Here is a 25,944-nt window from a genome sequence, read left to right on the forward strand (position 1 = left end):
CCGGCCGGGCACGCGGCCCTTCAGTCTGCCGTGCCATCCTCCTCTAGCCCCTACCCGGGTGCGGGGTCCAGGGGAGGGAGCAGGACGGAGGGCCGCAGGTCCGTCACGAAGCCCAGCGGATTGAGGTACTCCTCGCCGCGGCGGACTCCCCAGTGCAGGCAGGGTCCAGGTCCGCAATGGCCCGGCTGGATCCAGCCCAGGACGTCTCCCTCGGCGACGGCGGTGCCCGGCTTGTGTTCGCTGCGCACCGCCTCGAAGCTGCTCCTCAATCCGTTCCCGTGGTCAACGGTGATGACAGGACGGTCCACCACGACGCCGGCAAAGGTGACGGTCCCGGCCGCCGGTGAGGTGACCGGGGCGCCGTCGTGAGCTGCCCGAAGATCAACGCCGCGGTGGCCGCTGAGCCACGGCTTGGCCGGCGGGTCAAAGGCGCGCAGTACGGCGGGCCTCGGGTCCAGGGGCCAGCTCCACCCGCCGGCCGCCACGTCTGAGCCGGTATAGACACTGGACGCAACTGCCGCGCCGGGTCCCCCGGACGCCGCGGCGGGGGAGAAGGCCACGAGCAGGGCGGCAGCCATGACGTTCCTGATCGCCTGAGTTTTCATCCACCCAGCCTGCGGCTGCCGCCGGATCTGGTTAACCCCTACTCCGCGCTATGTGGATAGATCCCGGAGGGAGTGCCAGCCCTGCGAAGGTGCCCCGAAAATGCGGCCCAAAAAGTCACCTGCGCAGCCCTCGGCAAAACCCCTGCGCGCCAATCCGGCAGCCCCCGGAAACGGTCCATTCCCGTACGTGCCCTGTAGTACACTTGGTGGAGCAGTTTGCTGTGCCCTCACGCTTGATCATTCTCTTTGTGTACGTACTGTCTTTGTATAAGCAACGTAATTATCAGAGCCGGCACGCCTCATTCAGGGGTGCGGGGGAGCAGCAGCTGACTACGCGTATCCAGCCCTCCACATTGGAAGCCTCAACTCTTCAGCGTGCGGAGGACTGCGCCTCTTGCGGTCCGGCCCTTGTGGTCCGGATAAGAAGCGCAGTGGATGCCAGGAGCACCGCCCGCCTGGGTGTTGCTAATCAACCGTCAACTATTGGCAGGGTAAGACAGTCCATGGGCTGTCTCATGAATGACCTGCCGGAAGGAGCGTCGGCATGCCCGTCGTAACTATGCGCCAGCTGCTTGACAGCGGCGTCCACTTTGGACACCAGACCCGTCGTTGGAACCCGAAGATGAAGCGTTTCATCTTCACGGAGCGCAACGGCATCTACATCATTGACCTGCAGCAGTCGCTGTCCTACATCGACCGTGCCTACGAGTTCGTGAAGGCCACCGTTGCACACGGCGGCACCGTTCTCTTCGTCGGCACCAAGAAGCAGGCGCAGGAATCCATCGCCGAGCAGGCCACCCGCGTTGGCCAGCCGTACGTCAACCAGCGTTGGCTCGGCGGTATGCTGACCAACTTCCAGACGGTCTCCAAGCGCATCCAGCGCATGAAGGAACTCGAAGAGATCGACTTCGACGACGTCGCCGGTTCCGCTTACACCAAGAAGGAACTGCTGCTCCTTCGCCGCGAACTCACCAAGCTGGAAACCAACCTCGGTGGTATCCGCAACCTGACCAAGGCGCCTTCCGCACTGTGGATCGTTGACACCAAGAAGGAACACCTTGCTGTCGACGAAGCCAAGAAGCTGAACATCCCGGTTGTTGCCATCCTGGACACCAACTGCGATCCGGACGAAGTCGACTTCCCGATCCCGGGTAACGACGACGCCATCCGCTCCGTCAACCTGCTGACCCGCGTTGTTGCTGACGCCGTTGCTGAGGGCCTCATCGCCCGCAACCAGCGCGCCACCGGCACCACGGAAGCTCCGGAAGAGCCGCTGGCCGAGTGGGAGCGCGAGCTCCTCGAAGGCAGCAAGACCGAAGAAGCCCCTGCCGCTCCGGCCGCAGAAGCTGCTCCGGCCGAGGCTGTTGAAGCACCCGCCGCTGCTGAGGAAGCTCCGGCTGCTGCTGAGGAAGCTCCGGCTGCCGACGACGCCGCAGGCGAATCCAAGTAGTCAGACACAACAGTCTGCTTTGCACAGCTGACAAATAAATCCGGATCTCCCCGCGCGGTCTCCGCGCAGGGGAACTGACAGGATGGCCGCTCACAAGGTGAGCTGCCGTCCTGTCAGTCCGTACACCACATAAAATTTCTAGACAGAGGGGTTCACATGGCGAACTACACTGCCGCTGATATCAAGGCTCTGCGCGAGCGCACGGGCGCCGGCATGATGGATGTCAAGAAGGCTCTTGACGAAGCCAACGGTGACGCCGAGAAGGCCATCGAAATCATCCGCATCAAGGGCCTCAAGGGCGCTACCAAGCGCGAAGGCCGCTCCACCGCTGAAGGCCTGGTTGCTGCCAAGGTCGACGGCGGCGTTGGCGTGATGATCGAAGTCAACTGCGAGACCGACTTCGTCGCGAAGGCTGACAAGTTCATCCAGCTCGCCGACAAGGTCCTGGCAATTGCAGTCGAGTCCGGCGCTGCCGACCTCGAGACCCTGCTGGCCACCGAGGTCGACGGCAAGCCGCTGTCCGAGGTCGTCGTCGAAGAGGGCGCGGTTCTGGGCGAGAAGGTTGTTGTCCGCCGCATCTCCCGCATCGAGGGCGCAACGGTCGACGCTTACCTGCACAAGACCTCCAAGGATCTCCCGGCCCAGGTCGGCGTCCTGTTCGCTGTTGACGGCGAAGGCGAAGCAGCTGCCACCGCAGCCCACGACGTCGCCGTCCACGTCGCCGCGATGTCCCCGAACTACCTCTCCCGCGAGGATGTTCCGTCCGAGCTCGTCGAGTCCGAGCGTCGCATCGCCGAGGAGACTGCCAAGGCTGAAGGCAAGCCTGAAGCAGCCATGACCAAGATCGTGGAAGGCCGCGTCACGGGCTTCTACAAGGGCGAGGTTCTCCTCGACCAGGCATTCGCCAAGGATGCCAAGAAGTCTGTCGCGCAGGTCCTCGAAGAGGCCGGCGTCAAGGGCACCGCATTCACGCGTTTCCGCGTCGGTTCCTAGTCAGACACCAGTCAGACATTAGTCAGACACGCTGAGGGGGTGGTCACTGCGGTGGCCACCCCTTTTGCATGCACCCGGGACGCAGTCCCGGGAAGTCCCGGGAAGATCGGGGCAGGCCGGGGGCCGGGCGGAATCACGCCTTTGGTCCCCGGCACGATAACCTAGCTCAGAGTTCACCAACGGGAAGGCACCATGGAAACCGTCACCAATTCAGCCCAGCCAAAGAAGAGCCGGCGCCGGGTCCTGTTGAAGCTTTCCGGCGAGGTCTTCGGCGGCGGGAAGCTGGGCGTCGACCCTGACACCGTCCGCGGCGTGGCCAAGCAGATCGCCGCGGCGGTCCCCGACGTCGAAGTCGCGATCGTGGTCGGCGGCGGAAACTTCTTCCGCGGCGCCGAGCTGTCGCAGAGCGGCATGGACCGTTCCCGCGCCGACTACATGGGCATGCTCGGCACGGTCATGAACTGCCTGGCGCTCCAGGACTTCCTGGAGCAGGCCGGCGTCGAAACCCGTGTGCAGAGCGCCATCACCATGGGCCAGGTCGCAGAGGCGTACATTCCGCGTCGCGCCATCCGCCACATGGAAAAGGGCCGCGTCGTCATCTTCGGCGCCGGCGCCGGACTCCCGTACTTCTCCACCGACACCGTGGCCGCCCAGCGCGCCATGGAGGTCCACGCCGACGTCGTCCTGATGGCCAAGAGCGGGGTCGACGGCGTCTACACCGCCGACCCGAAGAAGGACCCCACTGCCGAGAAGCTGCACCGCCTCAGCTACGACGACGCCCTTCGCCGAGACATCCGCGTGATGGACCAGACCGCCATGACCATGTGCAAGGACAACAACCTGACCATGGTGGTGTTCGGCATGGAAGGCGACGGCAACGTGACCCGGGCCATCCGCGGCGAGGACCTGGGCACCGTCGTCACGCCCTAGCAACGGCTAGGATGTTTTCAGGACATTTCCGCACTTCGAAGCCTGGGGCCAGCAGTCGGAACACCACCAAGACCGTGCAGTACCCGCCAGCGGCGGCTGCACCAAATTTCTGAGGAGAGATCGTGATCGAAGAAACCTTGCTCGAAGCCGGGGACAAGATGGACAAGGCGGTTGAAGTAGCCAAGGAAGACTTCGCCTCGATCCGCACCGGCCGCGCCAACCCGGGCCTCTACAACAAGGTCCTGGTGGACTACTACGGCTCGCCCACGCCCTTGCAGCAGCTGGCCTCCTTCGCCATCCCGGACGCCCGGACCATCCTCATCACGCCGTTCGACAAGACCGCCCTGCGGGACATCGAACGTGCCCTCAGCGACTCCGAGGTGGGCGCCAACCCCTCCAACGACGGCAACGTCATCCGGATCACCATCCCGGACCTCACGCAGGAGCGTCGCAAGGAGTACGTCAAGATCGTCAAGTCCAAGGGCGAGGATGCCAAGGTGTCCATCCGCAACATCCGCCGCAAGGCCAAGGAAACCCTGGACAAGCTGGTCAAGGACGGCGAAGCCGGCGAGGACGAGGGCAGCCGGGGCGAGAAGGAACTGGACGCCCTGACCAAGGCCCACGTCGACGGGATCGACGAGCTGCTCAAGCGCAAGGAAGCCGAGCTGCTCGAGGTCTAATGACGCAGGAACAGGGGGACCCCGGAGCACGCATCCGGGTGCGGGGGAAGCAGCGGCGGAACCCCACGCCCAAGGCCGGCAGGAACCTTCCCGCTGCGACCGCTGTGGGCCTCGGCATGCTTATCGTTGTCCTGGGCGGGCTGTTGTTCCTTCCGCTGGGGTTCGTGCTCATCGTCACCACCTTCGCGGTTTTCGGCGTCTGGGAAGTCTTCCGGGCCCTGGAAGCCTCGGGCACCAGGCTGCCGATCATCCCGGTGATGACCGGAACCGTTGCGATGCCGGCGGCCGCCTACTTCGGCGGCCCCGAAAGCCTCCTGTTCGCGATGATGCTCAGCAGCGTCGCGGTCCTGATCTGGCGGTCCCTGGAGGGCGCTGCAGGTTCCGCGCGCAGCATCTTCGCCGGTGTCTTCACCCTGGCCTGGATCCCGTTCCTCATCAGCTTCGCCGTGTTGCCGCTGCACACGTTCGCGGGGGAGACACCGGTGGGGCTGTGGCCCGACGGCGTTGTTCCCGCCGGAGCGTGGCAGATTGCCACCCTGCTGCTGCTGGTGGTCGCCAACGACACGTTCGGGTACCTCGTCGGGGCCTCGCTCGGCAAGCACCCGATGGCGCCGAAGATCAGCCCGAAGAAGAGCTGGGAGGGCTTCGCCGGCTCCATCGCCGGTGCCACCGCAGTGGGTGTGCTCGCCTCCGTCTTCCTGCTGGACAAACCCTGGTGGGTCGGCGTGGCCTTGGCCGTGGGCATGGTCGCCGCGGCCACCGCCGGAGACCTCTCCGAATCCATGGTGAAGCGTGAACTGGGGATCAAGGACATGAGCAGCATCCTGCCCGGCCACGGCGGGGTCATGGACCGGCTGGACTCGATCGTCTTCGCTTCCCCGGTGGCCTTCATCCTCTACTCGATCTTTGCCGGCGCGTAAGGCATCACGGCATTCACCCTGCGGCCCCTAGAATGGTGCCGGGCAGACCGGACAAACCGGACAGTCCGGCCGAACAGCATTGAAGGAACAAAAAGTTACAGTGGACATTCAACGGCAGATTCCTGCTTCCTTTGACCGTGTGCAGCGGAGCCAGTACGGCTACAACGCCAAGCAGGTCGACCAGTTCATGCAGCGCGCACGGGTGTCGTTCGAATCGCCACGGTCTGCCGCCCGGCCGGTCAAGAGCGCGGACGTCAGGTCGGTCTCCTTCGACCCCGTCAAGGGCGGGTATGTCGCGGCGGACGTGGATGCAGCCCTGGACCGCCTGGAGGACGCCCTTGCCCTGCGGGAACGCGACGAACTCGTCGCCGCACGCGGCGAGGACGCCTGGCTCCGCGAGATCGGCCGGCTCGCCGGCCTGCTCCGCGGACGGTTGCACCGCCCCGACGGCCAGCGGTTCCGGCGCCCGGCCAAGGCCAAAGCGCGCAGCTACAACACCACGGACGTGGACGACCTCTGCCACGACCTGATCGGCTACCTCGAAGAAGACAAGCCGCTGAGCGTGGACAATGTCCGCCGCGCTGTCTTCCGTCCCGCCGTCGGCAAGGACGGCTACGAGGAGAACCAGGTGGACGCCTTCCTGGACCGCGTCGTCGAACTTATGGCCGCCATAGACTGAGCGCGCTCAGCGCTCAGTGGCCAGCGGCCGCTCCGGAGTGTGCAGCCGGGTCATGAGCCGGGTGATGGTCCGCGGCACGCGGTCCCGGGTGGCCCGGGAAACCAGGACCATTACGGCAAACGCCGCCGGCACGGTCCAGGCCGCGGGCTGCGCCAGCCAGGACGGCGTTCCGGCGGCACTCAGGAAGGCTCCGGCCACCATCGCCCCGCCGCACAGCACGGCTCCGGTCACCATGCCGGCGATCGCCCCGGCGTCGGTCAGCCCGCGCCACCAGATGCCCAGCAGGAGCACCGGGCAGATCGTCGACGCGGTGAACGCGAACACCATCCCCACGCTGCCGGCCAGAGCAAGGGAACCCGTCATGGACGCGATGCCCAGCGGGACCACCGCCGAGATCACGGCCGCCCGCCGGAAGCCCTGGACGCTGCCGCCGAAGAGGTCCTGGCTGATCACACCGGCGAGCGAGACCACCAGCCCGGACGTCGTCGACAGGAACGCGGCAAACGCCCCGGCCACCACCAGTGCGGACAGCAGGTCACCTGCCGTCCCGCCCACCAGCTCCCCGGGGAGCAGCAGCACCAGCGCATCGGACTGCCCGCTCTGCGCCAGCTGCGGGGCGAACACCCGGCCGATCAGCCCGTACGCCGTGGGGAACAGGTAGAACACCGACAGCAGGCCCAGGACAATCAGGGTGGTCCGGCGGGCCGACTGCCCGTCCGGGTTCGTGTAGAAGCGCACCAGCACATGCGGCAGCCCCAGCGTCCCGAACAGCAGAGCCACCAGCAGGGAGACGTTCTGGTACATCCCGGCCGGTGCCGCTCCCGTCGGGTTCACGGACGCCTCGGCAGCGAGGGGAGTTCCGGAGTCTGCCAGCACGAAGAGAATGAACAGGATCGGCACGGCCAGCGCCGTCAGTTTCAGCCAGTACTGGAACGCCTGGACAAACGTGATGGACCGCATGCCGCCCGCCACCACGGTGACGCAGACAACCACCACCACCGCCACCATGCCCACCCACGCCGGCAGCCCGGTGGTGATCCGGATGGCCAGCGCCGCGCCGTGGAGCTGGGGGACAATGTAGAGCCAGCCGACCATCACGACGACGACACTCGTGACGCTGCGGACCACCCGCGAATCGAGCCGCGCCTCGGTGAAGTCGGGGATGGTGTAAGCGCCGGAGCGGCGGAGCGGCGCGGCAACGAAGAGCAGCAGCATCAGGTAGCCGGCCGTGTACCCCACCGGAAACCACAAGGCGTCCGTGCCGGAGAGCAGGATGAGCCCGGCGACGCCGAGGAAGCTCGCCGCCGAAAGGTACTCGCCGCCGATGGCCGAGGCGTTCCACCAGGGCCGGACCGTCCGTGAAGCCACGTAGAAATCCCCGGTGGTGCGGGAAATCCGCAGGCCGTAGAAACCGATGCCGGCCGTGGCCAGCGAGACGGCTACGAACGCTGCAATGCCGACGACCGGGTTCACGGGCGCCTCATTTGTCCCCGACGAGGTCCCGGTAGCGGGACTCGTTCCGGGCCGCCGTCCGGATGTACAGCCAGGCGCTGAGCCCGACCACCGGATAGATCCCGGCGCCCAGCAGCACCCAGTCGAACGGCAGCCCGGCGATCGTGGACTCCGCGAGCCCGGGGACCAGTCCCAGCATGAGCGGGAAGGCGGCAAGGATCAGCAGGAACCCCGCAGCCACCACCACCCCGAGCCGCAACTGAGAGCGAATCAGCGAGCGGACAAACACCTGGCCGGCGTCGGACTCCTCGGCGGCTTCGCGCGAGTCGGCGGCCGACCGCACAGCCGGGAGCGCGCTGCCACCCAGGGCGACACCGCCCGTCGCAGCGGCGCCTGAGTTGCCGCTCCGCGGCGCGGTGACGCGGACGCGGGTCATGCCTGCGGCCGGATCCGGGTGGCCTCAAGCTTCTCCCGGACGGACGGCAGGTGCCGCCGGCTGATCGGGAGTTCGGCCCCCGCCACGGTGACACTGGGCGCCGCGGCGGCAAGTTTCATGTGGCTGACGTGGTTCAGCGCGATGAGGTACGAACGATGGATGCGGATAAATCCGGCGTCCGCCCACTGCTGTTCCAGGTCGGCCAGCGGGACACGGATGAGGTAGCTCGCGTCGGCGGTGTGCAGCCTGGCGTAGTCGCCCTGGGCCTGGACGTAGGTGACATCCTCGCGGCGGATCATTTTCGTGGTGCCGCCAAGGTCCACCGTGATCATCTCCGGGGGCGGCGCGCCGTCCTTGAGCAGCTCGCAGATCCGGCCGACGGACTTCGCCAGCCGCTCAGCCCGGACGGGCTTCAGCAGGTAGTCCACGGCGGCCAGTTCAAAGGCTTCCAGGGCGCAGTCCTCATCGGCGGTGACAAACACGACGGCGGGCGGCTTGCTGCTGCGCGAGATGACCCGCGCGATGTCCAGGCCGGAGAGCGCCGGCATGTGGATGTCGAGGAAGACGGCGTCGACATTCTCGGCTTCGAGGGCCCGCAGCGCCTCGGCCCCGGAGGACGCGCGGTGGATGGTGCCGATCCGGTCATCCTTGCCGAGCAGGAAGGCCAGTTCCTCGACAGCGGGCAGCTCGTCGTCGGCGACGAGGACGTTAATCATGGATCAAGACTACTGCCGCAGGCGCTTCGGCCTGCCGCAGGCTCAGGCGTCGTGCCGGGGCTGCGACTTCGGGACGCGCATCGTAATCAGGGTGCCTTCGCCGGGCGCCGTCTCGATCACGAGGCCGGTGTCGTCGCCGTAGACCTGCCGCAGCCGGGCGTCGACGTTCCGCAGCCCGACGTGGTCGCCTTCCCCGTGCCCGGCGAGGACTGCCCGCAGCTGCTCCGGGTCCATGCCCACGCCGTCGTCCTCGATGGTGACCTCGGCGAAGGCGCCGGAGTCGTTGGCCGTGATGGTGATGTGGCCGGGACCCTCCTTGGCCTCGAGGCCATGCCGTACCGCGTTTTCCACGAGCGGCTGCAGGCTCAGGAACGGGATCACCGTGCTGAGCACCTCGGGGGCGATCCGCAGGCTCACCTGGACGCGGTCGCCGAACCGTGCCCGTTCCAGCAGCAGGTAGCGGTCGATGCAGCGCAGTTCCTCGGCGAGCGTGGTGAAGTCGCCGTGCCGGCGGAAGGAATAGCGGGTGAAGTCGGCGAACTCCACCACCAGCTCGCGCGCCCGGACCGGATCCGTGTTGATGAACGAGGCGATCGCGTTCAGGGAGTTGTAGATGAAGTGCGGGCTGATCTGTGCCCGGAGCGCACGCACCTCGGCCTCCATCAGGAGCGTGCGCGACGCATCCAGTTCCGCCAGCTCCACCTGCGTCGCCACCCAGTCGGCCACCTCGCTGGTGGCCCGGACCAGCCCGGCGCCGGCAGCCGGGGCGAAGGCGGCCACCACACCCACCACACGGGTCCCGGCCTTGATCGGGGCGATCACCGCGGCACGTTCCACATCCGTGCGGGTCGCGACGGCGCCTCGGCCCCGGGCGAGTTCCTGCACCTCGCCGGCCGGGATCACGGCGGTGTGGCCGCCGTCGAGCACTCCTGCCGACAGTTCCATCAGCAGCGGCGTGAGTTCCTCGCCGGCGCCGTCCCAGGCGAGCACGCCGGAGGCATCGGTGATCGCCAGCGCGTCGCAGCCCAGCAGGGTGCGCAGCTGGCGGCTCGCCTTGGCGGCCCCGGCCGGATTGAGCCCGGTCCGCAGGTGCTGGCCGGCGCGCGAGGCCGCGTGAAGCGTCTTGTAGGTGGCCCGCTCCGCGTCGGTGCCAAGCTCCCGGAAGGAGCGGAGCACCTTGAGCCCGACGGCGACGACGACGGCGATCGCCGCCGCGATCACGGCAACGGCGGCGGCGGTGAACAGGGGAGAGTCGGGCATGGGCCCAGCGTATCGCGGCACCTGCCGGACGGGGCCGAGGGTGCGCCCGCCTGCCTTTCAGGCACGGCTTCGGGCGCCGCTGAGCGCAGCATCGGGACCGTTGAGCGACGCAGGGCGCGGTAATTCTGGAATGTAACCCGCATCACGGGGGACAGTGATTGCAGTCACATTGGCCGGAGGGCTGTTCGGAGCAGGCCAGGGCAGCCGGTGTGGACACGCCAGTCTCAATGAGGAGGAACGATGGGTAACGATGCCCAAGAAACGGACGCTACGGCGGCCGTGGACTTCAAGGAAGTCCAGTCGACGCCGCGGTTCCAGGAACTGCGCAAACGTCACCGCAGCTTTGTCTTTCCGATGGCCATTGCATTCCTGCTCTGGTACTTCGCCTATGTCCTGCTGGCCGACTACGCGGTGGAGTTCATGTCCACCAAGGTCTGGGGCAACATCAACATCGGCCTGATCCTGGGCCTGCTCCAGTTCGTGACCACGTTCGCCATCACCGGCTGGTACGTCAGCTACTCGAACCGGAAGCTGGACCCCATTGCCGCCGAGATCCGCGACGAAATCGAAGGCCACGAGTTCGACACCCACGGTAATCCAGTGAGCGGATCGGCAAAATGACAACATTGATGGTTCCCGCGGTCAACGTCGCCGCCCTGAAAGACACCACCCTGCTGAACATGGGGATCTTTGCCCTGTTCGTGGCGGTCACCATGGTGATCGTCTTCCGCGCCAGCCGCAACAACAAGACGGCCGCCGACTACTACGCGGCCGGCCGCTCGTTCACCGGTTCGCAGAACGGCACCGCCATCGCCGGCGATTACCTGTCCGCTGCCTCGTTCCTGGGGATCACCGGGGCCATCGCCATCAACGGCTACGACGGCTTTATGTACTCCATCGGCTTCCTCGTCGCCTGGCTCGTCGCCCTGCTGCTCGTCGCCGAGCTCCTGCGCAACACGGGCAAGTTCACCATGGCCGATGTGCTCTCATTCCGGCTCAAGCAGCGCCCCGTGCGCATTGCCGCCGCCATCTCCACCCTTGCGGTCTGCTTCTTCTACCTCCTGGCCCAGATGGCCGGCGCCGGAAGCCTCATCTCCCTGCTGCTGGGCATCAGCGACTGGGGCGGACAGGCGCTGGTGATCATCGTCGTCGGCGCCCTGATGATCATGTACGTCCTGATCGGCGGCATGAAGGGCACCACCTGGGTCCAGATCATCAAGGCCATCCTGCTGATTGCCGGGGCCGCTGTCATGACCTTCTGGGTCCTGGCCATTTACGGCTTCAACCTCTCCTCCCTGCTGGGCGGCGCGGTGGAAACCGCGGGCAACCCGGCCATCCTCAACCCGGGACTGCAGTACGGCAAGTCCGAGACCTCCAAGCTCGACTTCCTGTCCCTCGGCCTGGCCCTGGTGCTCGGCACCGCGGCCCTGCCGCACGTGCTGATGCGCTTCTACACGGTCCCGACCGCCAAGGAAGCCCGCAAGTCCGTGGTCTGGTCCATCTGGCTGATCGGCCTGTTCTACCTGTTCACGCTGGTACTCGGCTACGGTGCCGCGGCACTGGTGGGCGCCGAGACCATCAAGGCCGCCCCGGGCGGCGTCAACTCGGCCGCTCCGCTGCTCGCGTTCCACCTCGGCGGACCGCTGCTGCTCGGCTTTATCTCCGCGGTGGCCTTCGCGACCATCCTTGCCGTCGTCGCCGGCCTCACCATCACCGCGGCGGCCTCGTTCGCCCACGACATCTACGCCAACGTCCTGGCGAAGGGCAAGGCCGACCCCGACACCGAGGTGAAGGTGGCGCGGAAGACCGTCGTTGTGATCGGTGTGCTGGCCATCATCGGCGGCATCTTCGCCAACGGGCAGAACGTCGCGTTCCTCGTGGCCCTGGCCTTTGCCGTGGCCGCCTCGGCCAACCTGCCCACCATCCTGTACTCGCTGTTCTGGCGCCGTTTCACCACCCAGGGCGCCGTCTGGAGCATGTACGGGGGCCTGGGCTCCGCGGTGATCCTGATCGCGCTGTCCCCGGTGGTCTCGGGTGCGAAGACGTCCATGATCCCGGGCGCCAACTTCGCGATCTTCCCGCTGAGCAACCCCGGCATCGTCTCCATCCCGCTCGCGTTCTTCCTGGGCTGGCTCGGCACGGTGCTGGACAAGAAACTGGAAGACACCACCAAGCAGGCCGAAATGGAAGTCCGCTCCCTGACGGGTGTGGGCGCCGAAAAGGCCACCAACCACTAAGAGGGTCGGCGGCCCCCCGCCCGCTCACACCGCAGGAGCCCCCATGCAACCGCATGGGGGCTCCTGCCGTGTAGACCGTCAGCCTTCGGCGGAGCCGCGTTCCAGCAGCGGCTGGATCCGGAACGGGATCATCTCGCTCATCGCCAGGGCGGTGTCCGTCCGGTCCACCCCGTCGCAGGACAGGATCTTGCCGTTGATCCGGAACAGGTCCTCGGCGTCGAGCGCCACCACCCGCAGCAGCAGGTCCGCCGAACCGGTGAGCCCGTAGCCCTCCAGAATCTCCGGGATGTCCGCCAGTTCCACCGCCAGCTGGCCGAGTTTCTGCTGCTGGACGTGCACCGAGATGAAGGCCATCAGCGGGTAGCCCAGCGAGGCCGGATTGATGCGGCGCTCGAAGGACAGGAAGACGTGTTTTTTCTCCAGCTGGGCCATCCGCGCCTGCACGGTATTCCGCGACAGGCCCAGCTTCTGGGCCAGCGCCACGACGGTCCGCCGCGGGTCGCGGGCCATGGCCGAAAGCAGGCGGGTGTCGGTGCCATCCAAGGGTTGCATAGTGCGCAAGATTAGCACGGTGCCAGGGTGCCGGACAGTGCAGAATGCTCAACTTTTCTGCAGGTGGTTGTACCCAATGGGCGTTGTGAGTAGGGTCACAACTATCCGGGGCAACGGCGCCCGGGCGGCCGGTGCGCGCCGGGATCACGAGTCCTGCGAGTATCGGTCAGACGACGTCAGAAGGTGCGGACAACTGTGTTTACCGACGACGCGGGCAAGGGCGGTATTTCCGCCGGGGGCCCCGGGAACAGTGCAGAATCAAACAGGCGGACGGGCGGGGACCTCGTCCAACTCATCACCCCCGGGGGTGAACGCGTAAGCCATCCCGAGTTCGATCCCTGGGTCCAGGACGTCAGCGACGAACAGCTCGGCGCGCTCTACGAGGACATGGTGGTCATCCGACGCATCGACGCCGAAGCCACCGCCCTGCAGCGCCAGGGCGAACTCGCCCTCTGGCCGCCGCTGCTGGGCCAGGAAGCCTCCCAGATCGGCTCGGCCCGGGCCCTTCGGGACGACGATTTCGTCTTCCCCAGCTACCGTGACAACGGCGTCGCCTACTGCCGCGGCGTCAACCCCGAGGACATCGTCAAAGCCTGGCGGGGCAACGCCCTGGCCGGCTGGGACCCCTACACGGTCAATGTCGCCACGCAGCAGATCATCATCGGCGCCCAGACCCTGCACGCCACCGGCTACGCGATGGGAATCCAGAACGACGGCGCCGATTCGGTCGCCGTGGCCTACTTCGGCGACGGCGCCACGAGCGAGGGCGATGTCAACGAGGCCCTGGTGTTCGCCGCCAGCTTCCAGTCCCCGGTGGTCTTCTTCTGCCAGAACAACCACTGGGCCATCTCCGAGCCCGTCCGGCTGCAGTCCCACATCCAGATCGCTGACCGCGCCGCAGGCTTCGGCATCCCCAGCATGCGCGTGGACGGCAACGACGTCCTGGCCGTGATGGCCGCAACCCGCATCGCCATCGACCGTGCACGCCGCGGCGGCGGCCCCACCTTCATCGAGGCCGTCACCTACCGCATGGGCCCGCACACGACGGCGGACGACCCCACCCGCTACCGCGACGCCAACGAGCTCGAGGACTGGGCCGCCAAGGACCCAATCGCCCGGCTGAAGTCGCTGCTGGAACGCAAGGGGCTCCTCACCGAGGACCTCGAAACCGCCGTCGCCGCCAAGGCGGACGCCGTCGCGAAGGCACTGCGGGCGGGCACCATCAACATGCCCGAACCGCAGCCGATGGACATCTTCAAACACGTCTACAGCACGCCCAATTCCTCGCTGGACCGCCAGCAGGACCACTATTCCCGTTACCTGGCTTCCTTCGGCGATCCCGCAGAAGCCGCTACTGAAGAAGGTGCACGCTGATGACGAAGATGACCTTCGCCCGAGCCATCAATTCGGGCCTGCGCAAGTCCCTCGAGAACGATCCCAAGGTGATCCTCATGGGCGAGGACATCGGCGCCCTCGGCGGTGTCTTCCGCGTCACCGACGGCCTGCAGAAGGACTTCGGCAAGCACCGCGTCGTGGACACCCCGCTCGCCGAGTCCGGCATCATGGGCACCGCCGTCGGACTCGCGTACCGCGGCTACCGCCCAGTGGTGGAGATCCAGTTCGACGGCTTCATATACCCGGCGTTCGACCAGATCGTCAGCCAGGTCGCCAAGATGCACTACCGCACCCAGGGCGCGGTCAAGATGCCCATCACCATCCGCGTCCCGTTCGGCGGCGGCATCGGTTCCCCGGAGCACCACTCGGAATCGCCCGAGGCCTACTTCACCCACACGTCGGGGCTGCGCGTCGTCAGCGTCTCCAACCCGCAGGACGCCTACACGATGATCCAGCAGGCCATCGCCTCCGATGATCCGGTGCTGTACTTCGAACCCAAGCGCCGCTACCACGACAAGGGCGAGGTGGACGAGACCCTTGACCTCGGCGCCGCCCTGTCCCTGGAGAAGGCCCGCGTCGTCACCGAAGGCAAGGACGTGACGCTCGTGGCCTACGGCCCGCTCGTCAAGACCGCCACGGACGCCGCGCTCGCCGCCGCCGACGAAGGCGTGTCGGTCGAGGTCATCGACCTGCGCTCGCTCGCCCCGCTGGACTTCGCGACGCTGGAAGCCTCGGTCCGGAAGACCGGCCGGCTCGTCATCACGCACGAGGCCTCCCAGACCGGCGGCATCGGCGCCGAAGTAGCCGCCAGCATCACCGAACGCTGCTTCTACCACCTTGAAACCGCACCGGTCCGGGTCACCGGCTTCGACGTCCCGTACCCGTACTCAAAGCTTGAAATGCACCACCTCCCGGGCCTGGACCGGATCCTGGACGGCGTCGACCGTGCCCTGGGCCGCCCCAACTCCCTGAGCGGGCTGGAAGGATGAGCGCCACCATGATCAAGGAATTCCGGCTGCCCGACCTCGGCGAAGGTCTCACCGAATCGGAAATCGTCGCCTGGAAGGTCGCGGTGGGGGACACCGTCGCGCTCAACCAGATCATCGCGGAAGTAGAAACGGCCAAGGCCGTCGTCGAGCTTCCCTCGCCGTTCGCCGGGGTAGTCGCTGCCCTGCACGAACAGCCCGGCACCGTCGTGGAGGTCGGCAAGCCGATCGTTTCCTTCGAGGTAGAGGGCGACGACGGCGCTCCCGCCGGCGGCTCTGGAACTGCCGGAGGTACCGGTGCGGACGCGCCCGCCAAACGTGAACCGAACCTCGTGGGCTACGGCGCCGTCCTGGAGAACTCCGGCCGACCGGCCCGCCGCACCCGCAGCTTCGCCGCTCCCGCGGCTTCGGCCGCCGCACCGGCCCCGGCCGCGCCGGCCACGGTGGTCGAACCGGTCGCGCCCGCCCCGGTGGCCGAACCCGCTGCCGCCGCGCACTCCGGGGACCGCCCGCGGTCCACGCCGCCCGTGCGCAAGCTGGCCAAGGATCTCGGCGTCGACCTCGCGGCCGTCGCCGGCACGGGCGAGTTCGGGCTCATCACCCGCGACGACGTCCGCAACTTCGTCGGCGGGGGAGACCTGCCGGTGGCACCCCGGGACCTGGCCGGCGTGCCCGTCCAGGCCCAGGCGCAGGGCGAGCGGGAAACCCGGACGCCCATCAAGGGCGTACGGAAGTTCACCGCCGCGGCCATGGTCTCCAGCGCCTTCACGGCGCCGCACGTCACGGAATTCCTGACCGTCGACGTCACCCCGACCATGGAACTGCTGGCGAAGCTCAAGGCCAGCCGCGCGTTTGCCGGCTACAAGCTGACCCCGCTGACCATCGTGTCCAAGGCTGTGCTCATCGCCCTGCGCAACCACCCCACGCTCAACACCCGCTGGGATGAGGCCAAGCAGGAGATCGTGCAGTACAACTACGTGAACCTGGGCATCGCGGCGGCCACCCCGCGCGGCCTCACCGTTCCGAACATCAAGGACGCCGACCGGATGTCCCTGCTGGAGCTCTCCACGGCGCTGACCGAACTGACGGACACGGCGCGGTCCGGCAAGACGGCCCCGGCCGAGCTTTCCGGCGGCACCATCTCCATCACCAACATCGGCGTCTTCGGCATCGATGCCGGCACACCCATCCTGAACCCGGGCGAGGCCGCCATCCTGGCCCTCGGTGCCGTGCGGAAGATGCCGTGGGAGTACCGGGACGAGGTGGCGCTGCGCCAGGTCATGACGCTCAGCCTGTCCTTCGACCACCGCCTGGTCGACGGCGAGCAGGGCTCACGCTTCCTGCAGGACCTCGGCGCCATGCTCTCCGACCCGGGCATGGCCCTCGCCATGGTCTAGGCCCCCAACGTCACGGCTGCCGGCTGCCCCCTCCCGGGGTGGCCGGCAGCTTTGTTGTGCGGCGGGTTGTCCGTCCGGGGGCACATTGGCCGGAAAGTTCGACGGCGGCGCCTTGGCAGTCGGCGTGTTCGCGCCAAAGGGCCCCCGGAGCGCGGGACGGCGTGAGCTGCGGGGCCGGGCGGCGTGGGCGGGACGGCGTGAGCCGCGGGGCCAGGGGGACCCGGCACGCGGGCAGGGACAGGTCAGTCGAGCGGGTCGGGAACGGCCGGGGCCATCAGGGCCGCCAGCGCCATGCTCTGGAGCAGGGGCCGTGCCCGCTTGACTGCGATCCGGCGCCCGTGGCTGCGGACCGAGTGCGGCGTGGAGTTGATCAGGCCGAACGTGGCGTGGGCGCGCATCCGGAGTTCAGTATCTTCGGTCTCGGGGTGCAGCCCGGCCAATACCTCGACCCAGAGCTCCACGTAGTTCCTTTGCAGCGTGCGGACCTGCGCCTGGTCGTCGTCGGCGAGGTTGCTGAAGTCCTGGTCCTGCACGCGGATGACGTCGGGGTTACTCAGCGCGAAGTCCACGTGGAACTCCACCAGCCGGCGCAGCGCAACGGCGGCGCCGTCGGAAGCGGCAATCACGCGCCGGCCGCCGTCGAACAGATCCTGGCTGACGCTGAGCAGCAGCGCCCCGAGGACTGCCTGCTTGCCGGAGAAGTGCCGGTACACCGCAGGGCCGCTGACGCCCGCCGCGGCGCCCAGATCCTCCAGCGAGACGCGGTTGAAGCCGTCGACGGCGAACAGCTCGGCGGCCGCGGACAGCAGGGCCTGCCGCCTGTTCTCCTTGGCCTGGCTGCGCTGGGTTGATGCGGGAGGTGTCGATGTAGGAGGCGTCGAACCGGAAGAGGCCGGAGGGGCCTGGGTTGTCTGGCTGGACTCGGTCACCGGCACGTCCCTCTTTTCGAATTCCACTTGACTGTGCAGCTGACTCTGCTGTCCTGTGTTGGACATCACAGTTAATAGAGACTAACCTAAATCTCAGTTATGCGGTACTAACCGAAGTGGCTGGAGCGGGCGCAAGTCAGGTCCCCGGCATGAAGGCCCAGAACGGAAGCAGTCAATGGAGACAATCGCCAGCCAGGTGGACGCCACGAGCGCCGCCTTCGCCGCGAACCGCGAGGCACAGCTGGGGCTGGCCCGCGAGCTGAAGGCACGCCTCGCCACGGCAGCCCTCGGCGGGCCGGAGAAGTCGCGCGAACGCCATGTGGCCCGGGGCAAACTCCTGCCGCGCGAGCGCATCGACCAGCTGCTCGATGACGGCAGCCCGTTCCTGGAGATCGCTCCGCTGGCCGCCAACGGCATGTACAACGACGATTCCCCCGGCGCCGGCGTCATTGCCGGGATCGGGCTGGTCCACGGCCGCCAGGTGCTGGTCATCTCCAACGACGCCACCGTCAAGGGCGGCACCTATTACCCGATGACGGTCAAGAAGCACCTCCGGGCCCAGGAAATCGCGCTGGAGAACCGGCTGCCCTGCATCTACCTCGTGGACTCCGGCGGCGCCTTCCTGCCCAAGCAGGACGAGGTCTTCCCGGATAAGGAACACTTCGGCCGGATCTTCTTCAACCAGGCCAAGATGTCCGCGGCCCGGATCCCGCAGATCGCCTCGGTGATGGGCTCCTGCACCGCCGGTGGCGCCTACGTTCCCGCGATGAGCGATGAAACCGTGATCGTCCGCAACCAGGGCACCATCTTCCTGGGCGGCCCGCCGCTGGTGAAGGCCGCCATCGGCGAGATCGTCACGGCCGAGGAACTCGGCGGCGGCGACGTGCATTCCAAGATCTCCGGCGTCACCGACCACCTCGCCGAAAACGACGAGCACGCCCTCCAGATCGTCCGCGACATCGTCTCCACGCTGCCGAAGCCGGCGGCCCCCGCCTGGGACATCGACACCGCCGTCGAACCCGTTGCCGACCCGGATGAGCTCTACGGTGCCGTCCCCACGGACGTCAACGCGCAGTACGACGTCCGCGAGGTGATTGCCCGGCTGGTGGACGGCAGCCGCTTCCACGAGTTCAAGAAGGACTACGGCACCACCCTGGTCACCGGCTTCGCGAAGCTGCACGGCCACCCCGTGGGCATCGTGGCGAACAACGGGGTGCTCTTCAGCGAGTCCTCGCTCAAGGGCGCGCACTTCATCGAACTCTGCGACCAGCGCGGCATTCCGCTGATCTTCCTGCAGAACCTCTCCGGCTTTATGGTCGGCAAGGACTACGAGCAGGGCGGCATCGCCAAGAACGGCGCCAAGATGGTCACCGCCGTCGCCACCGCCCGGGTTCCCAAACTGACTGTCGTGATCGGCGGGTCGTTCGGCGCCGGCAACTACTCGATGTGCGGCCGGGCCTACTCGCCGCGGTTCCTGTGGATGTGGCCGGCGTCCCGGATCTCGGTGATGGGCGGCAACCAGGCCTCCAGCGTGCTCGCCACCGTCAAACGGGACCAGTACGAGGCCCGCGGCGAGGAATGGTCCGCCGCGGACGAGGAAGCCTTCAAGGCCCCGATCAAACAGCAGTACGAGGATCAGGGCAGCCCGTACTACTCCACCGCCCGCCTCTGGGATGACGGCGTGATCGACCCCGCGGACACCCGCACCGTCCTGGGACTGGCGCTCGACGTCGTCTCCCGCACCCCGCTGCCGGAGACCTCCTTCGGCCTGTTCCGGATGTGAGCCAGCCATGACTATTTCTTCCTCGAGTATTTCTTCGTCGACTACAACCTCCCCGACGCCGATGGGGGACAAGCCTCTCTTTGGCACCGTGCTCGTCGCCAACCGCGGCGAGATCGCGTGCCGCGTGATCCGCACCCTGCGGGCGCTGGGTATCCGCTCGGTGGCCGTCTATTCGGACGCCGACGACGACGCCCGGCACGTACGGGAAGCAGACGTCGCCGTGCGGATCGGCCCGGCGGCCGCGGCCGAGAGCTACCTCAAGATCGAGGCGATCCTCCAGGCCTGCCGCGACACCGGCGCCGAGGCTGTGCACCCGGGCTACGGGTTCCTGAGCGAGAACGTGGACTTCGCCCGCGCGCTGGAGAAGGCCGGGATCACGTTCATCGGTCCCGGCGTCGAATCCCTCAATGTCATGGGCGACAAGATCCGCTCCAAGAACCACGTCACCGGCTACGGCGTTCCGGTGGTCCCCGGCATCGCCGAACCCGGGATGACGGACGCGCAGCTGATCGACGCCGCGGCCGGCGTCGGCTTCCCGCTGCTGATCAAGCCCTCCGCCGGCGGCGGCGGCAAGGGTATGCACGTCGTGGAACGCGCCGAGGACCTGGAGGCAACCCTTGCCACAGCCCGCCGCGTCGCGGCCAGCGCCTTCGGCGACGACACCCTGTTCCTGGAGCGGCTCGTCCTGACCCCGCGGCACATCGAGGTCCAGATCCTCGCGGACAACCACGGCAACGTCATCCAACTCGGGGAGCGCGAGTGCTCGCTGCAGCGCCGGCACCAGAAGGTCATCGAGGAAGCCCCGTCCCCGCTGCTCGAAGCCCTGCCCGACGGCGCCGATATCCGGGCCCGCCTCGGTGAGGCCGCGTGCAACGCCGCGCGCAGCGTCAGCTACAGCGGCGCCGGCACCGTGGAGTTCCTGGTTTCCGACAACGCCCCGGACGAGTTCTTCTTTATGGAGATGAACACCCGGCTGCAGGTCGAGCACCCCGTCACCGAAATGGTCACCGGCGTCGACCTCGTCGAATGGCAGGTGCGGATCGCCGCCGGCGAGGAACTCACCGTCCGGCAGGACGACGTCGTCCTCACCGGGCACTCGGTGGAAGCGCGTGTCTACGCTGAAATCCCGGAACGGAACTTCCTGCCCTCGGGCGGTGAGGTGCTGCTCCTGGATGAGCGAGGCGAGATCTTCACCGCGATGGATGACCTGGACGCCGTTAGCCCGGCCTCTGCCGATCCTGACATCCGGATCGATTCCTCGCTGCTTGAAGGCCTGGAAATCTCCAGCGACTACGACCCCATGGTCGCCAAGGTAATCGCCTGGGGCGTGGACCGCTCCGCGGCGCTGGACAAGCTCGACACGGCGCTCTCCCGGTACACGGCACTGGGGATCGACACCAACGTCGAATACCTCCGCCTGCTGATCAACGACGCCGACGTCCGCGCGGGCCGGCTCGACACCGGCCTGATCGAACGGAAGATGGACGGCTTCACGTTCCGCCGCGCCGGCGACGCCGAGCTGATCGCCGCGGCAATGCCGTTCTGGGTCCTGGCCGAGGCACCGGAAACGCTCAGCTCGCCCTGGGACACCACCACGGGCTGGCGCCTGGGGGCACCGGCCGCCTGGACCATGAGCTTCGGTGTTCCCGGCGGGGAACTGGCCACTGTGGCCGTGACCTGGCTCAGCAACACCGACCTCGGCCGTGCCAGGGTCCGGGTCAACGACGGCCCGGCGCATCAGGTGCGGGTCATCGGGATGTCCAGTGACGATGTCTTCCTGGAGCTCGACGGCGGGGAACTCAGGTTCGCCCAGGCGGGGTCCGGGCCGGACCACCCGCGGGAGAACCCGCCGGAATTCGTTTATCTCGGCAACGACGGGTGGTCCTGCCGCCTCGAACCGCTCACCCGGGAAACCCGGCTCGCCCGGGTGCTGGACGCCGTCGAACGCGTGGAGGGCGCCGCGGACCCCGCGGTGCGCTCGCCGATGCCGGGCACGGTGGTGTCCGTCTCCGTCAGCAACGGGGACCCCGTCACCGCCGGGCAGGTCCTGCTCGCGGTGGAGGCCATGAAGATGGAGCACCAGCTCGTGGCGCCGCTCGACGGGACCGTGCACATCAGCGCCGCCTCCGGCGACCTCGTGAAGGCAGACCAGATCCTGGCCACCATCCACCCTCCGGAACCCTCCGGAGCCGAAGACACCATCGAGGAATCCGTCATCGCGATGGGCGCCGCGGACTAGATTCCACAGCTTCACCACCAGACCGCAATTCTCAGACAGCACCACCAACAGAATTTCCAGACAAAGGAGTCACCATGCCGGATTTTGAACTCAGCGAGGACTACCAGGACCTCAGCAACACCGTCCGCGAATTCGCCGATGAAGTAGTGGCTCCGGTCTCCGCCAAGCACGACGAGGAACACAGCTTCCCCTACGAGGTTGTCTCCCAGATGGCGGAAATGGGCCTGTTCGGCCTGCCGTTCCCGGAGGAATTCGGCGGCATGGGCGGCGACTACTTCGCCTTGGCCCTCGCCCTCGAACAGCTGGGCCGCGTGGACCAGTCCGTCGCCATCACCCTGGAGGCAGGCGTCTCCCTCGGTGCCATGCCGATCCACCGCTTCGGCAACGAGGCTCAGAAGCAGGAGTGGCTGCCGCTGCTGGCCTCCGGCAAGGCGCTCGCCGGCTTCGGCCTGACTGAGCCGGAAGCAGGCTCCGACGCCGGCGGCACCAAGACCACCGCCAAGCTCGGCGGCGGGGAATGGGTCATCAACGGCAACAAGGAGTTCATCACCAACTCCGGCACGGACATCACCAAGCTCGTCACCGTCACCGCGGTCACCGGCCAGGAGGAACGCCCGGACGGCAGCATCAAGAAGGAAATCTCCACCATCCTGGTGCCCACCGACACGCCCGGCTTCAAGGCGGAGAAGGCCTACAACAAGGTCGGCTGGAACGCCTCAGACACCCACCCGCTGACGCTGGACAACGTCCACGTCCCCGAGGAAAACCTGCTGGGCACCCGGGGCCGCGGCTACGCCAACTTCCTCTCAATCCTGGACGAGGGCCGGATCGCGATCGCGGCGCTGGCCGTCGGCGCGGCCCAGGGCTGCGTGGACCAGTCGGTGAAATACGCCAAGGAACGCAGCGCGTTCGGACAGAACATCGGCAAGTACCAGGCCATCGCGTTCAAGATCGCCCGGATGGAAGCGCGCGCCCACACTGCCCGGCTGGCCTACTACGACGCTGCCGCCCGGATGCTCGCCGGCAAGCCGTTCAAGACGCAGGCGGCCATCGCTAAGATGGTCGCAGGCGAGGCAGCCATGGACAACGCGCGGGACGCCACCCAGGTGTTCGGCGGCTATGGCTTCATCAACGAATTCACCGTGGCGCGCCACTACCGCGACTCCAAGATCCTTGAAGTCGGCGAGGGCACCACGGAGGTCCAGCTGATGCTGATCGCCCGCGAACTGGGGCTCTGACCGGCCCGCTGGCCGCAACCGTCGAGAGAGGGAATCAACGATGATTAACAAGGTTGTGGCCAGCGCTGCCGAGGCAGTTGCGGACATCCACGACGGCGCCTCGCTCGCCGTCGGCGGGTTCGGGCTCTGCGGCATTCCGGTGGCCCTGATCGACGCGCTGCACCAGAGCGGCACCAGGAACCTGGAAACCGTCAGCAACAACTGCGGCGTCGACGACTGGGGGCTCGGAATCCTGCTCAAGGACGGCCGGATCCGCCGCACCATCAGCTCCTACGTGGGGGAGAACAAGGAGTTCGCCCGGCAGTACCTCGCCGGCGAGCTCGAGGTGATCCTCACCCCGCAGGGCACGCTGGCCGAGAAGCTGCGTGCCGGCGGGGCCGGGATCCCTGCGTTCTACACGCCTGCCGGCGTCGGCACCCAGGTGTCCGACGGCGGCCTGCCGCAGAAGTACGACGCCGACGGCAACGTTGCGATTGCCTCCGCGGCGAAGGAGGTGCGCAGCTTCAACGGCGCCGACTTTGTCCTGGAGGAATCGCTGACCCCCGACTTCGGCCTCGTCCACGCCTGGAAGGGCGACCGCCACGGCAACCTCGTCTTCCACGCCACCGCGATGAACTTCAACCCGCTCTGCGCCATGGCCGGGAAGGTCACGATCGCCGAGGTGGAGGAACTCGTGGAGCCGGGGGAGCTGGACCCCGAACACGTCCACATTCCCGGCATCTTCGTCCAGCGTGTGGTGCTCGCGCCCGGCGCTGAGAAGCGGATCGAGAAGCGGACGGTGGCGCTGGCCGCAGCGTCCGCCGCCGGCAGCGCACCTGCCGCCACCGCAGCTTCGGCCCCTGCCGCCGCCGTCCCAGCAACAGTCCAGTCAGGAGCCTAGGCCATGGAATCCAACAGCCTCCCGGGCGCGCCGCCCCGTCCCGAAGCGGTCCGCCACGAATACCGGCCCCCCGCCGTCGGGCATCCCGCCGGTGTGGAGAGCAAAGGCTGGACCCGCAACGAACTGGCCGCGCGGGTGGCGCGGGAGCTGCACAACGGGCAGTACGTCAACCTTGGCATCGGGATGCCCACACTGATTCCCAACTACATCCCGGCCGGCGTCGAGGTGGTCCTGCATTCCGAGAACGGCATCCTCGGCGTCGGCCCGTACCCGGCCGAGGACGCGGTGGATCCGGACCTGATCAATGCCGGCAAGGAAACCGTCACCGTCAACAAGGGCGCCGCGTTCTTCGACTCCGCCTCCTCCTTCGGCATGATCCGCGGCGGCCACGTGGATGTCGCAGTGCTCGGCGCGATGGAAGTGGCCCGGAACGGTGACCTGGCCAACTGGATGATCCCGGGCAAGATGGTCAAAGGCATGGGCGGCGCCATGGACCTGGTGTTCGGCGCCAAGAAGGTGATCGTGATGATGGAGCACGTGGACCGTAACGGCCGGCCCAAGATCGTGGAACAGTGTACGCTGCCGCTGACCGGCAAAGGCTGTGTGGACCGCATCATCACGGACCTGGCGGTGATCGACGTCGTGACGGAGGGCGGCACGTCCCGGCTGGTACTGCGCGAACTTGCCCCCAACGTGACGGCCGCGGACGTGGCGGCTGCCACCGGCGCCGAACTCTTCGAGGAAGACCAGGAACTGACCGTATGACAACGAATTCCCAGCACGCGGCTGAACCCCGCGCCGTCGAGCCCCGCGTCATTGAACAGCGCGGACTCTACTTCGATGAACTCGAAGAGGATGTGGTCTACGCGCACCGGCCCGGCCGGACCGTGACCGAGGCGGACAACGTCCTCTTCACCACCATGACCATGAACACCCAGGCGCTGCACCTCGATGCCGCCTGGAGCGCGGAGCAGCCGTTCGGCCAGCGCCTGATGAACTCCATGTTCACCCTGGCCACGGTGGTGGGGCAGTCCGTGCCGCAGCTGACCCAGGGCACCATCATCGCGCAGCTGGGCCTCACGGACGTGTCCTTCCCGCACCCGATGTACCACGGCGACACGCTGTACACGGAGACGGTGGTGACCGGGAAACGGCTGTCCTCCTCCCGCCCCGGCCAGGGGATTGTGACCATGAAGCACACCGGCCGGAACCAGAACGGCGACGTCGTCGCCCTCGCCACCCGCAGCTGCCTGATGTGGACACGGGATGCGCACTCCGAAGCCCAGAACGCGCGCAAAAGGGCAGAATAGATCCATGAGTTTCCTGATGGGCCCCGCCCTGCTGTTCTGCCCTGCCGACCGCCCTGAGCGCTACCAGAAGGCGGCCGAGCGCTCCGACGCGGTGATCGTGGACCTCGAGGACGCCGTCGCACCCGCGGACAAGCAGCGGGCCCGCGGCGCCATCCTCGCCCAGCTCGGCGCCACCGGGGACGTCCCCGAGCTGGACCCGAGCCGCACGATCGTCCGGATCAACCCTGCCGGCACGGAGGAGTTCGAGAAGGACCTGCACTGTCTCAAGCACACCCCCTACCGGCACATCATGCTGGCCAAGGCCGAGAGCGCTGCCCAGCTCAAGGAGCTTGAAGGCTTCAGCGTGATTGCGCTCTGCGAGACGGCGCTTGGCGTTGTCAATGCCGCCGCCATCGCGGCCGAACCCAATGTGGTCGGGCTGATGTGGGGCGCCGAAGACCTGCTCGCCTCGCTCGGCGGCACCTCCAGCAGGACGGACGACGGCGCCTACCGTGCGGTTGCGCTGCACGCCCGGTCCGCCGTGCTGCTGGCCGCCCGCGCCTTCGGCAAGGAAGCCGTCGACTCGGTCTACGTCAACATCCCGGACCTGGACGGCCTCGCCGTCGAAGCCCGCGACGCCGTCGCCTCGGGCTTCGGCTCGAAGGCCTGCATCCACCCGAACCAGGTGGCCGTGGTCCGCGGGGCCTACGCGCCGTCCGAAGCCGAGGTCGAGGCGGCCGCCGAACTGCTGGCCGCCGCCGCCGAGGCAGGTTCCGGTGTGTTCCAGTTCAACGGCAAGATGATCGACGGCCCCATCCTCAAGCACGCCGAATCCACGCTCCGCCGGGCCGGCCGCTAGCTTCTGGGCTACGGCTTTCGTTTTTGTGGCGCGGCGTGT

25 protein-coding genes are annotated in these 25,944 nt (G+C 67.5%); 18 read left to right on the top strand and 7 right to left on the bottom strand.

The features are described 5' to 3' along the window. Positions 1–50 precede the first annotated feature (50 nt). Positions 51–605, bottom strand: coding sequence for a M23 family metallopeptidase (locus AC1DC5_RS10025; protein WP_441405547.1), 555 nt, complete (start codon positions 603–605; stop codon positions 51–53). 544 nt (positions 606–1,149) lie between these two features. Here AC1DC5_RS10025 and rpsB point away from each other — a divergent pair. The 6 genes from rpsB to AC1DC5_RS10055 all read left to right on the top strand — a co-directional run bounded on the left by rpsB (position 1,150) and on the right by AC1DC5_RS10055 (position 6,257). Continuing rightward, positions 1,150–2,055 (top strand): 30S ribosomal protein S2, encoded by a 906-nt coding sequence (gene rpsB / locus AC1DC5_RS10030; RefSeq protein WP_441405546.1) that lies wholly within the window; start codon positions 1,150–1,152, stop codon positions 2,053–2,055. Positions 2,056–2,211: 156 nt separating this feature from the next. Beyond that, the gene (gene tsf / locus AC1DC5_RS10035) at positions 2,212–3,048 is read left to right on the top strand and encodes a translation elongation factor Ts (protein WP_441405545.1); all 837 of its coding nucleotides are present in this window, start codon (positions 2,212–2,214) and stop codon (positions 3,046–3,048) included. A gap of 192 nt (positions 3,049–3,240) precedes the next feature. Continuing rightward, positions 3,241–3,978 carry a UMP kinase gene (pyrH, locus tag AC1DC5_RS10040; protein WP_441405544.1) on the top strand — a complete coding sequence of 246 codons (738 nt, stop codon included), beginning with the start codon at positions 3,241–3,243 and terminating at the stop codon, positions 3,976–3,978. A 122-nt stretch (positions 3,979–4,100) separates the two neighbouring features. Further along, a complete protein-coding gene (gene frr, locus AC1DC5_RS10045) occupies positions 4,101–4,658 on the top strand; it encodes a ribosome recycling factor (RefSeq protein ID WP_441405543.1) in 558 nt (185 codons plus the stop codon). Continuing rightward, positions 4,658–5,578, top strand: coding sequence for a phosphatidate cytidylyltransferase (locus AC1DC5_RS10050; RefSeq protein ID WP_441405542.1), 921 nt, complete (start codon positions 4,658–4,660; stop codon positions 5,576–5,578). The genes frr and AC1DC5_RS10050 overlap by 1 nt, the downstream gene beginning before the upstream one ends. Positions 5,579–5,678: 100 nt before the next feature. Beyond that, the gene (locus tag AC1DC5_RS10055) at positions 5,679–6,257 is read left to right on the top strand and encodes a DivIVA domain-containing protein (protein WP_441405541.1); all 579 of its coding nucleotides are present in this window, start codon (positions 5,679–5,681) and stop codon (positions 6,255–6,257) included. Positions 6,258–6,263: 6 nt separating this feature from the next. Here the strand turns inward: AC1DC5_RS10055 and AC1DC5_RS10060 are convergent, their stop codons facing one another. From AC1DC5_RS10060 to AC1DC5_RS10075, 4 genes are read right to left on the bottom strand one after another with little or no spacing between them, the layout of a single operon-like run. Continuing rightward, positions 6,264–7,730 carry a sodium/solute symporter gene (locus tag AC1DC5_RS10060; protein ID WP_441405540.1) on the bottom strand — a complete coding sequence of 489 codons (1,467 nt, stop codon included), beginning with the start codon at positions 7,728–7,730 and terminating at the stop codon, positions 6,264–6,266. A gap of 7 nt (positions 7,731–7,737) precedes the next feature. Next, a complete protein-coding gene (locus AC1DC5_RS10065; RefSeq protein WP_441405539.1) occupies positions 7,738–8,145 on the bottom strand; it encodes a DUF485 domain-containing protein in 408 nt (135 codons plus the stop codon). Next, positions 8,142–8,861 (bottom strand): LytR/AlgR family response regulator transcription factor, encoded by a 720-nt coding sequence (locus AC1DC5_RS10070; RefSeq protein WP_441405538.1) that lies wholly within the window; start codon positions 8,859–8,861, stop codon positions 8,142–8,144. The genes AC1DC5_RS10065 and AC1DC5_RS10070 overlap by 4 nt, the downstream gene beginning before the upstream one ends. Before the next feature lie 42 nt (positions 8,862–8,903). Next, positions 8,904–10,121: a sensor histidine kinase gene (locus AC1DC5_RS10075; protein ID WP_441405537.1), complete on the bottom strand. Its 1,218-nt coding sequence runs from the start codon at positions 10,119–10,121 to the stop codon at positions 8,904–8,906. Between the two features lie 240 nt (positions 10,122–10,361). On the opposite strand from AC1DC5_RS10075, the gene AC1DC5_RS10080 reads away from it, so the two are divergent. Both AC1DC5_RS10080 and AC1DC5_RS10085 read left to right on the top strand, forming a co-directional pair. Next, complete coding sequence (locus AC1DC5_RS10080; RefSeq protein ID WP_441405536.1) at positions 10,362–10,742, top strand: DUF485 domain-containing protein; 381 nt, start codon at positions 10,362–10,364, stop codon at positions 10,740–10,742. Continuing rightward, positions 10,739–12,358, top strand: coding sequence for a solute symporter family protein (locus tag AC1DC5_RS10085; RefSeq protein WP_441405535.1), 1,620 nt, complete (start codon positions 10,739–10,741; stop codon positions 12,356–12,358). The genes AC1DC5_RS10080 and AC1DC5_RS10085 overlap by 4 nt, the downstream gene beginning before the upstream one ends. Before the next feature lie 78 nt (positions 12,359–12,436). Here the strand turns inward: AC1DC5_RS10085 and AC1DC5_RS10090 are convergent, their stop codons facing one another. Next, a complete protein-coding gene (locus AC1DC5_RS10090) occupies positions 12,437–12,910 on the bottom strand; it encodes an Lrp/AsnC family transcriptional regulator (RefSeq protein ID WP_441405534.1) in 474 nt (157 codons plus the stop codon). A gap of 195 nt (positions 12,911–13,105) precedes the next feature. Between AC1DC5_RS10090 and pdhA the strand changes: the two genes are divergently transcribed. From pdhA to AC1DC5_RS10105, 3 genes are read left to right on the top strand one after another with little or no spacing between them, the layout of a single operon-like run. Continuing rightward, complete coding sequence (gene pdhA / locus AC1DC5_RS10095; protein WP_441405533.1) at positions 13,106–14,284, top strand: pyruvate dehydrogenase (acetyl-transferring) E1 component subunit alpha; 1,179 nt, start codon at positions 13,106–13,108, stop codon at positions 14,282–14,284. After that, positions 14,284–15,294 (top strand): alpha-ketoacid dehydrogenase subunit beta, encoded by a 1,011-nt coding sequence (locus AC1DC5_RS10100; protein WP_441405532.1) that lies wholly within the window; start codon positions 14,284–14,286, stop codon positions 15,292–15,294. The genes pdhA and AC1DC5_RS10100 overlap by 1 nt, the downstream gene beginning before the upstream one ends. Continuing rightward, positions 15,291–16,688: a dihydrolipoamide acetyltransferase family protein gene (locus AC1DC5_RS10105; RefSeq protein ID WP_441405531.1), complete on the top strand. Its 1,398-nt coding sequence runs from the start codon at positions 15,291–15,293 to the stop codon at positions 16,686–16,688. The genes AC1DC5_RS10100 and AC1DC5_RS10105 overlap by 4 nt, the downstream gene beginning before the upstream one ends. A gap of 242 nt (positions 16,689–16,930) precedes the next feature. On the opposite strand, the gene AC1DC5_RS10110 is transcribed toward AC1DC5_RS10105, so the two are convergent. Then, entirely contained in the window at positions 16,931–17,617 is a 687-nt protein-coding gene (locus AC1DC5_RS10110) for an SACE_7040 family transcriptional regulator (RefSeq protein ID WP_476865035.1), read from the bottom strand. A 175-nt stretch (positions 17,618–17,792) separates the two neighbouring features. Here AC1DC5_RS10110 and AC1DC5_RS10115 point away from each other — a divergent pair, with 175 nt between their 5' ends. From AC1DC5_RS10115 to AC1DC5_RS10145, 7 genes are all read left to right on the top strand, one after another. Next, entirely contained in the window at positions 17,793–19,400 is a 1,608-nt protein-coding gene (locus tag AC1DC5_RS10115; RefSeq protein WP_476865036.1) for a carboxyl transferase domain-containing protein, read from the top strand. A 7-nt stretch (positions 19,401–19,407) separates the two neighbouring features. Further along, entirely contained in the window at positions 19,408–21,639 is a 2,232-nt protein-coding gene (locus tag AC1DC5_RS10120) for an acetyl/propionyl/methylcrotonyl-CoA carboxylase subunit alpha (RefSeq protein WP_476865037.1), read from the top strand. Between the two features lie 74 nt (positions 21,640–21,713). Continuing rightward, positions 21,714–22,877, top strand: a complete 1,164-nt coding sequence (locus tag AC1DC5_RS10125) for an acyl-CoA dehydrogenase family protein (protein ID WP_441405527.1) — start codon at positions 21,714–21,716, stop codon at positions 22,875–22,877. 40 nt (positions 22,878–22,917) lie between these two features. Continuing rightward, positions 22,918–23,757, top strand: coding sequence for a CoA transferase subunit A (locus tag AC1DC5_RS10130; RefSeq protein WP_476865038.1), 840 nt, complete (start codon positions 22,918–22,920; stop codon positions 23,755–23,757). Positions 23,758–23,760: 3 nt separating this feature from the next. Continuing rightward, entirely contained in the window at positions 23,761–24,522 is a 762-nt protein-coding gene (locus tag AC1DC5_RS10135) for a 3-oxoacid CoA-transferase subunit B (protein ID WP_476865039.1), read from the top strand. Continuing rightward, positions 24,519–25,067, top strand: coding sequence for a MaoC family dehydratase (locus tag AC1DC5_RS10140; protein ID WP_441405524.1), 549 nt, complete (start codon positions 24,519–24,521; stop codon positions 25,065–25,067). The genes AC1DC5_RS10135 and AC1DC5_RS10140 overlap by 4 nt, the downstream gene beginning before the upstream one ends. A 4-nt stretch (positions 25,068–25,071) precedes the next feature. Next, positions 25,072–25,905, top strand: coding sequence for an HpcH/HpaI aldolase/citrate lyase family protein (locus AC1DC5_RS10145; RefSeq protein WP_476865040.1), 834 nt, complete (start codon positions 25,072–25,074; stop codon positions 25,903–25,905). Positions 25,906–25,944: the final 39 nt, after the last annotated feature.

This window comes from Arthrobacter sp. 10L424 (genome assembly GCF_056395325.1).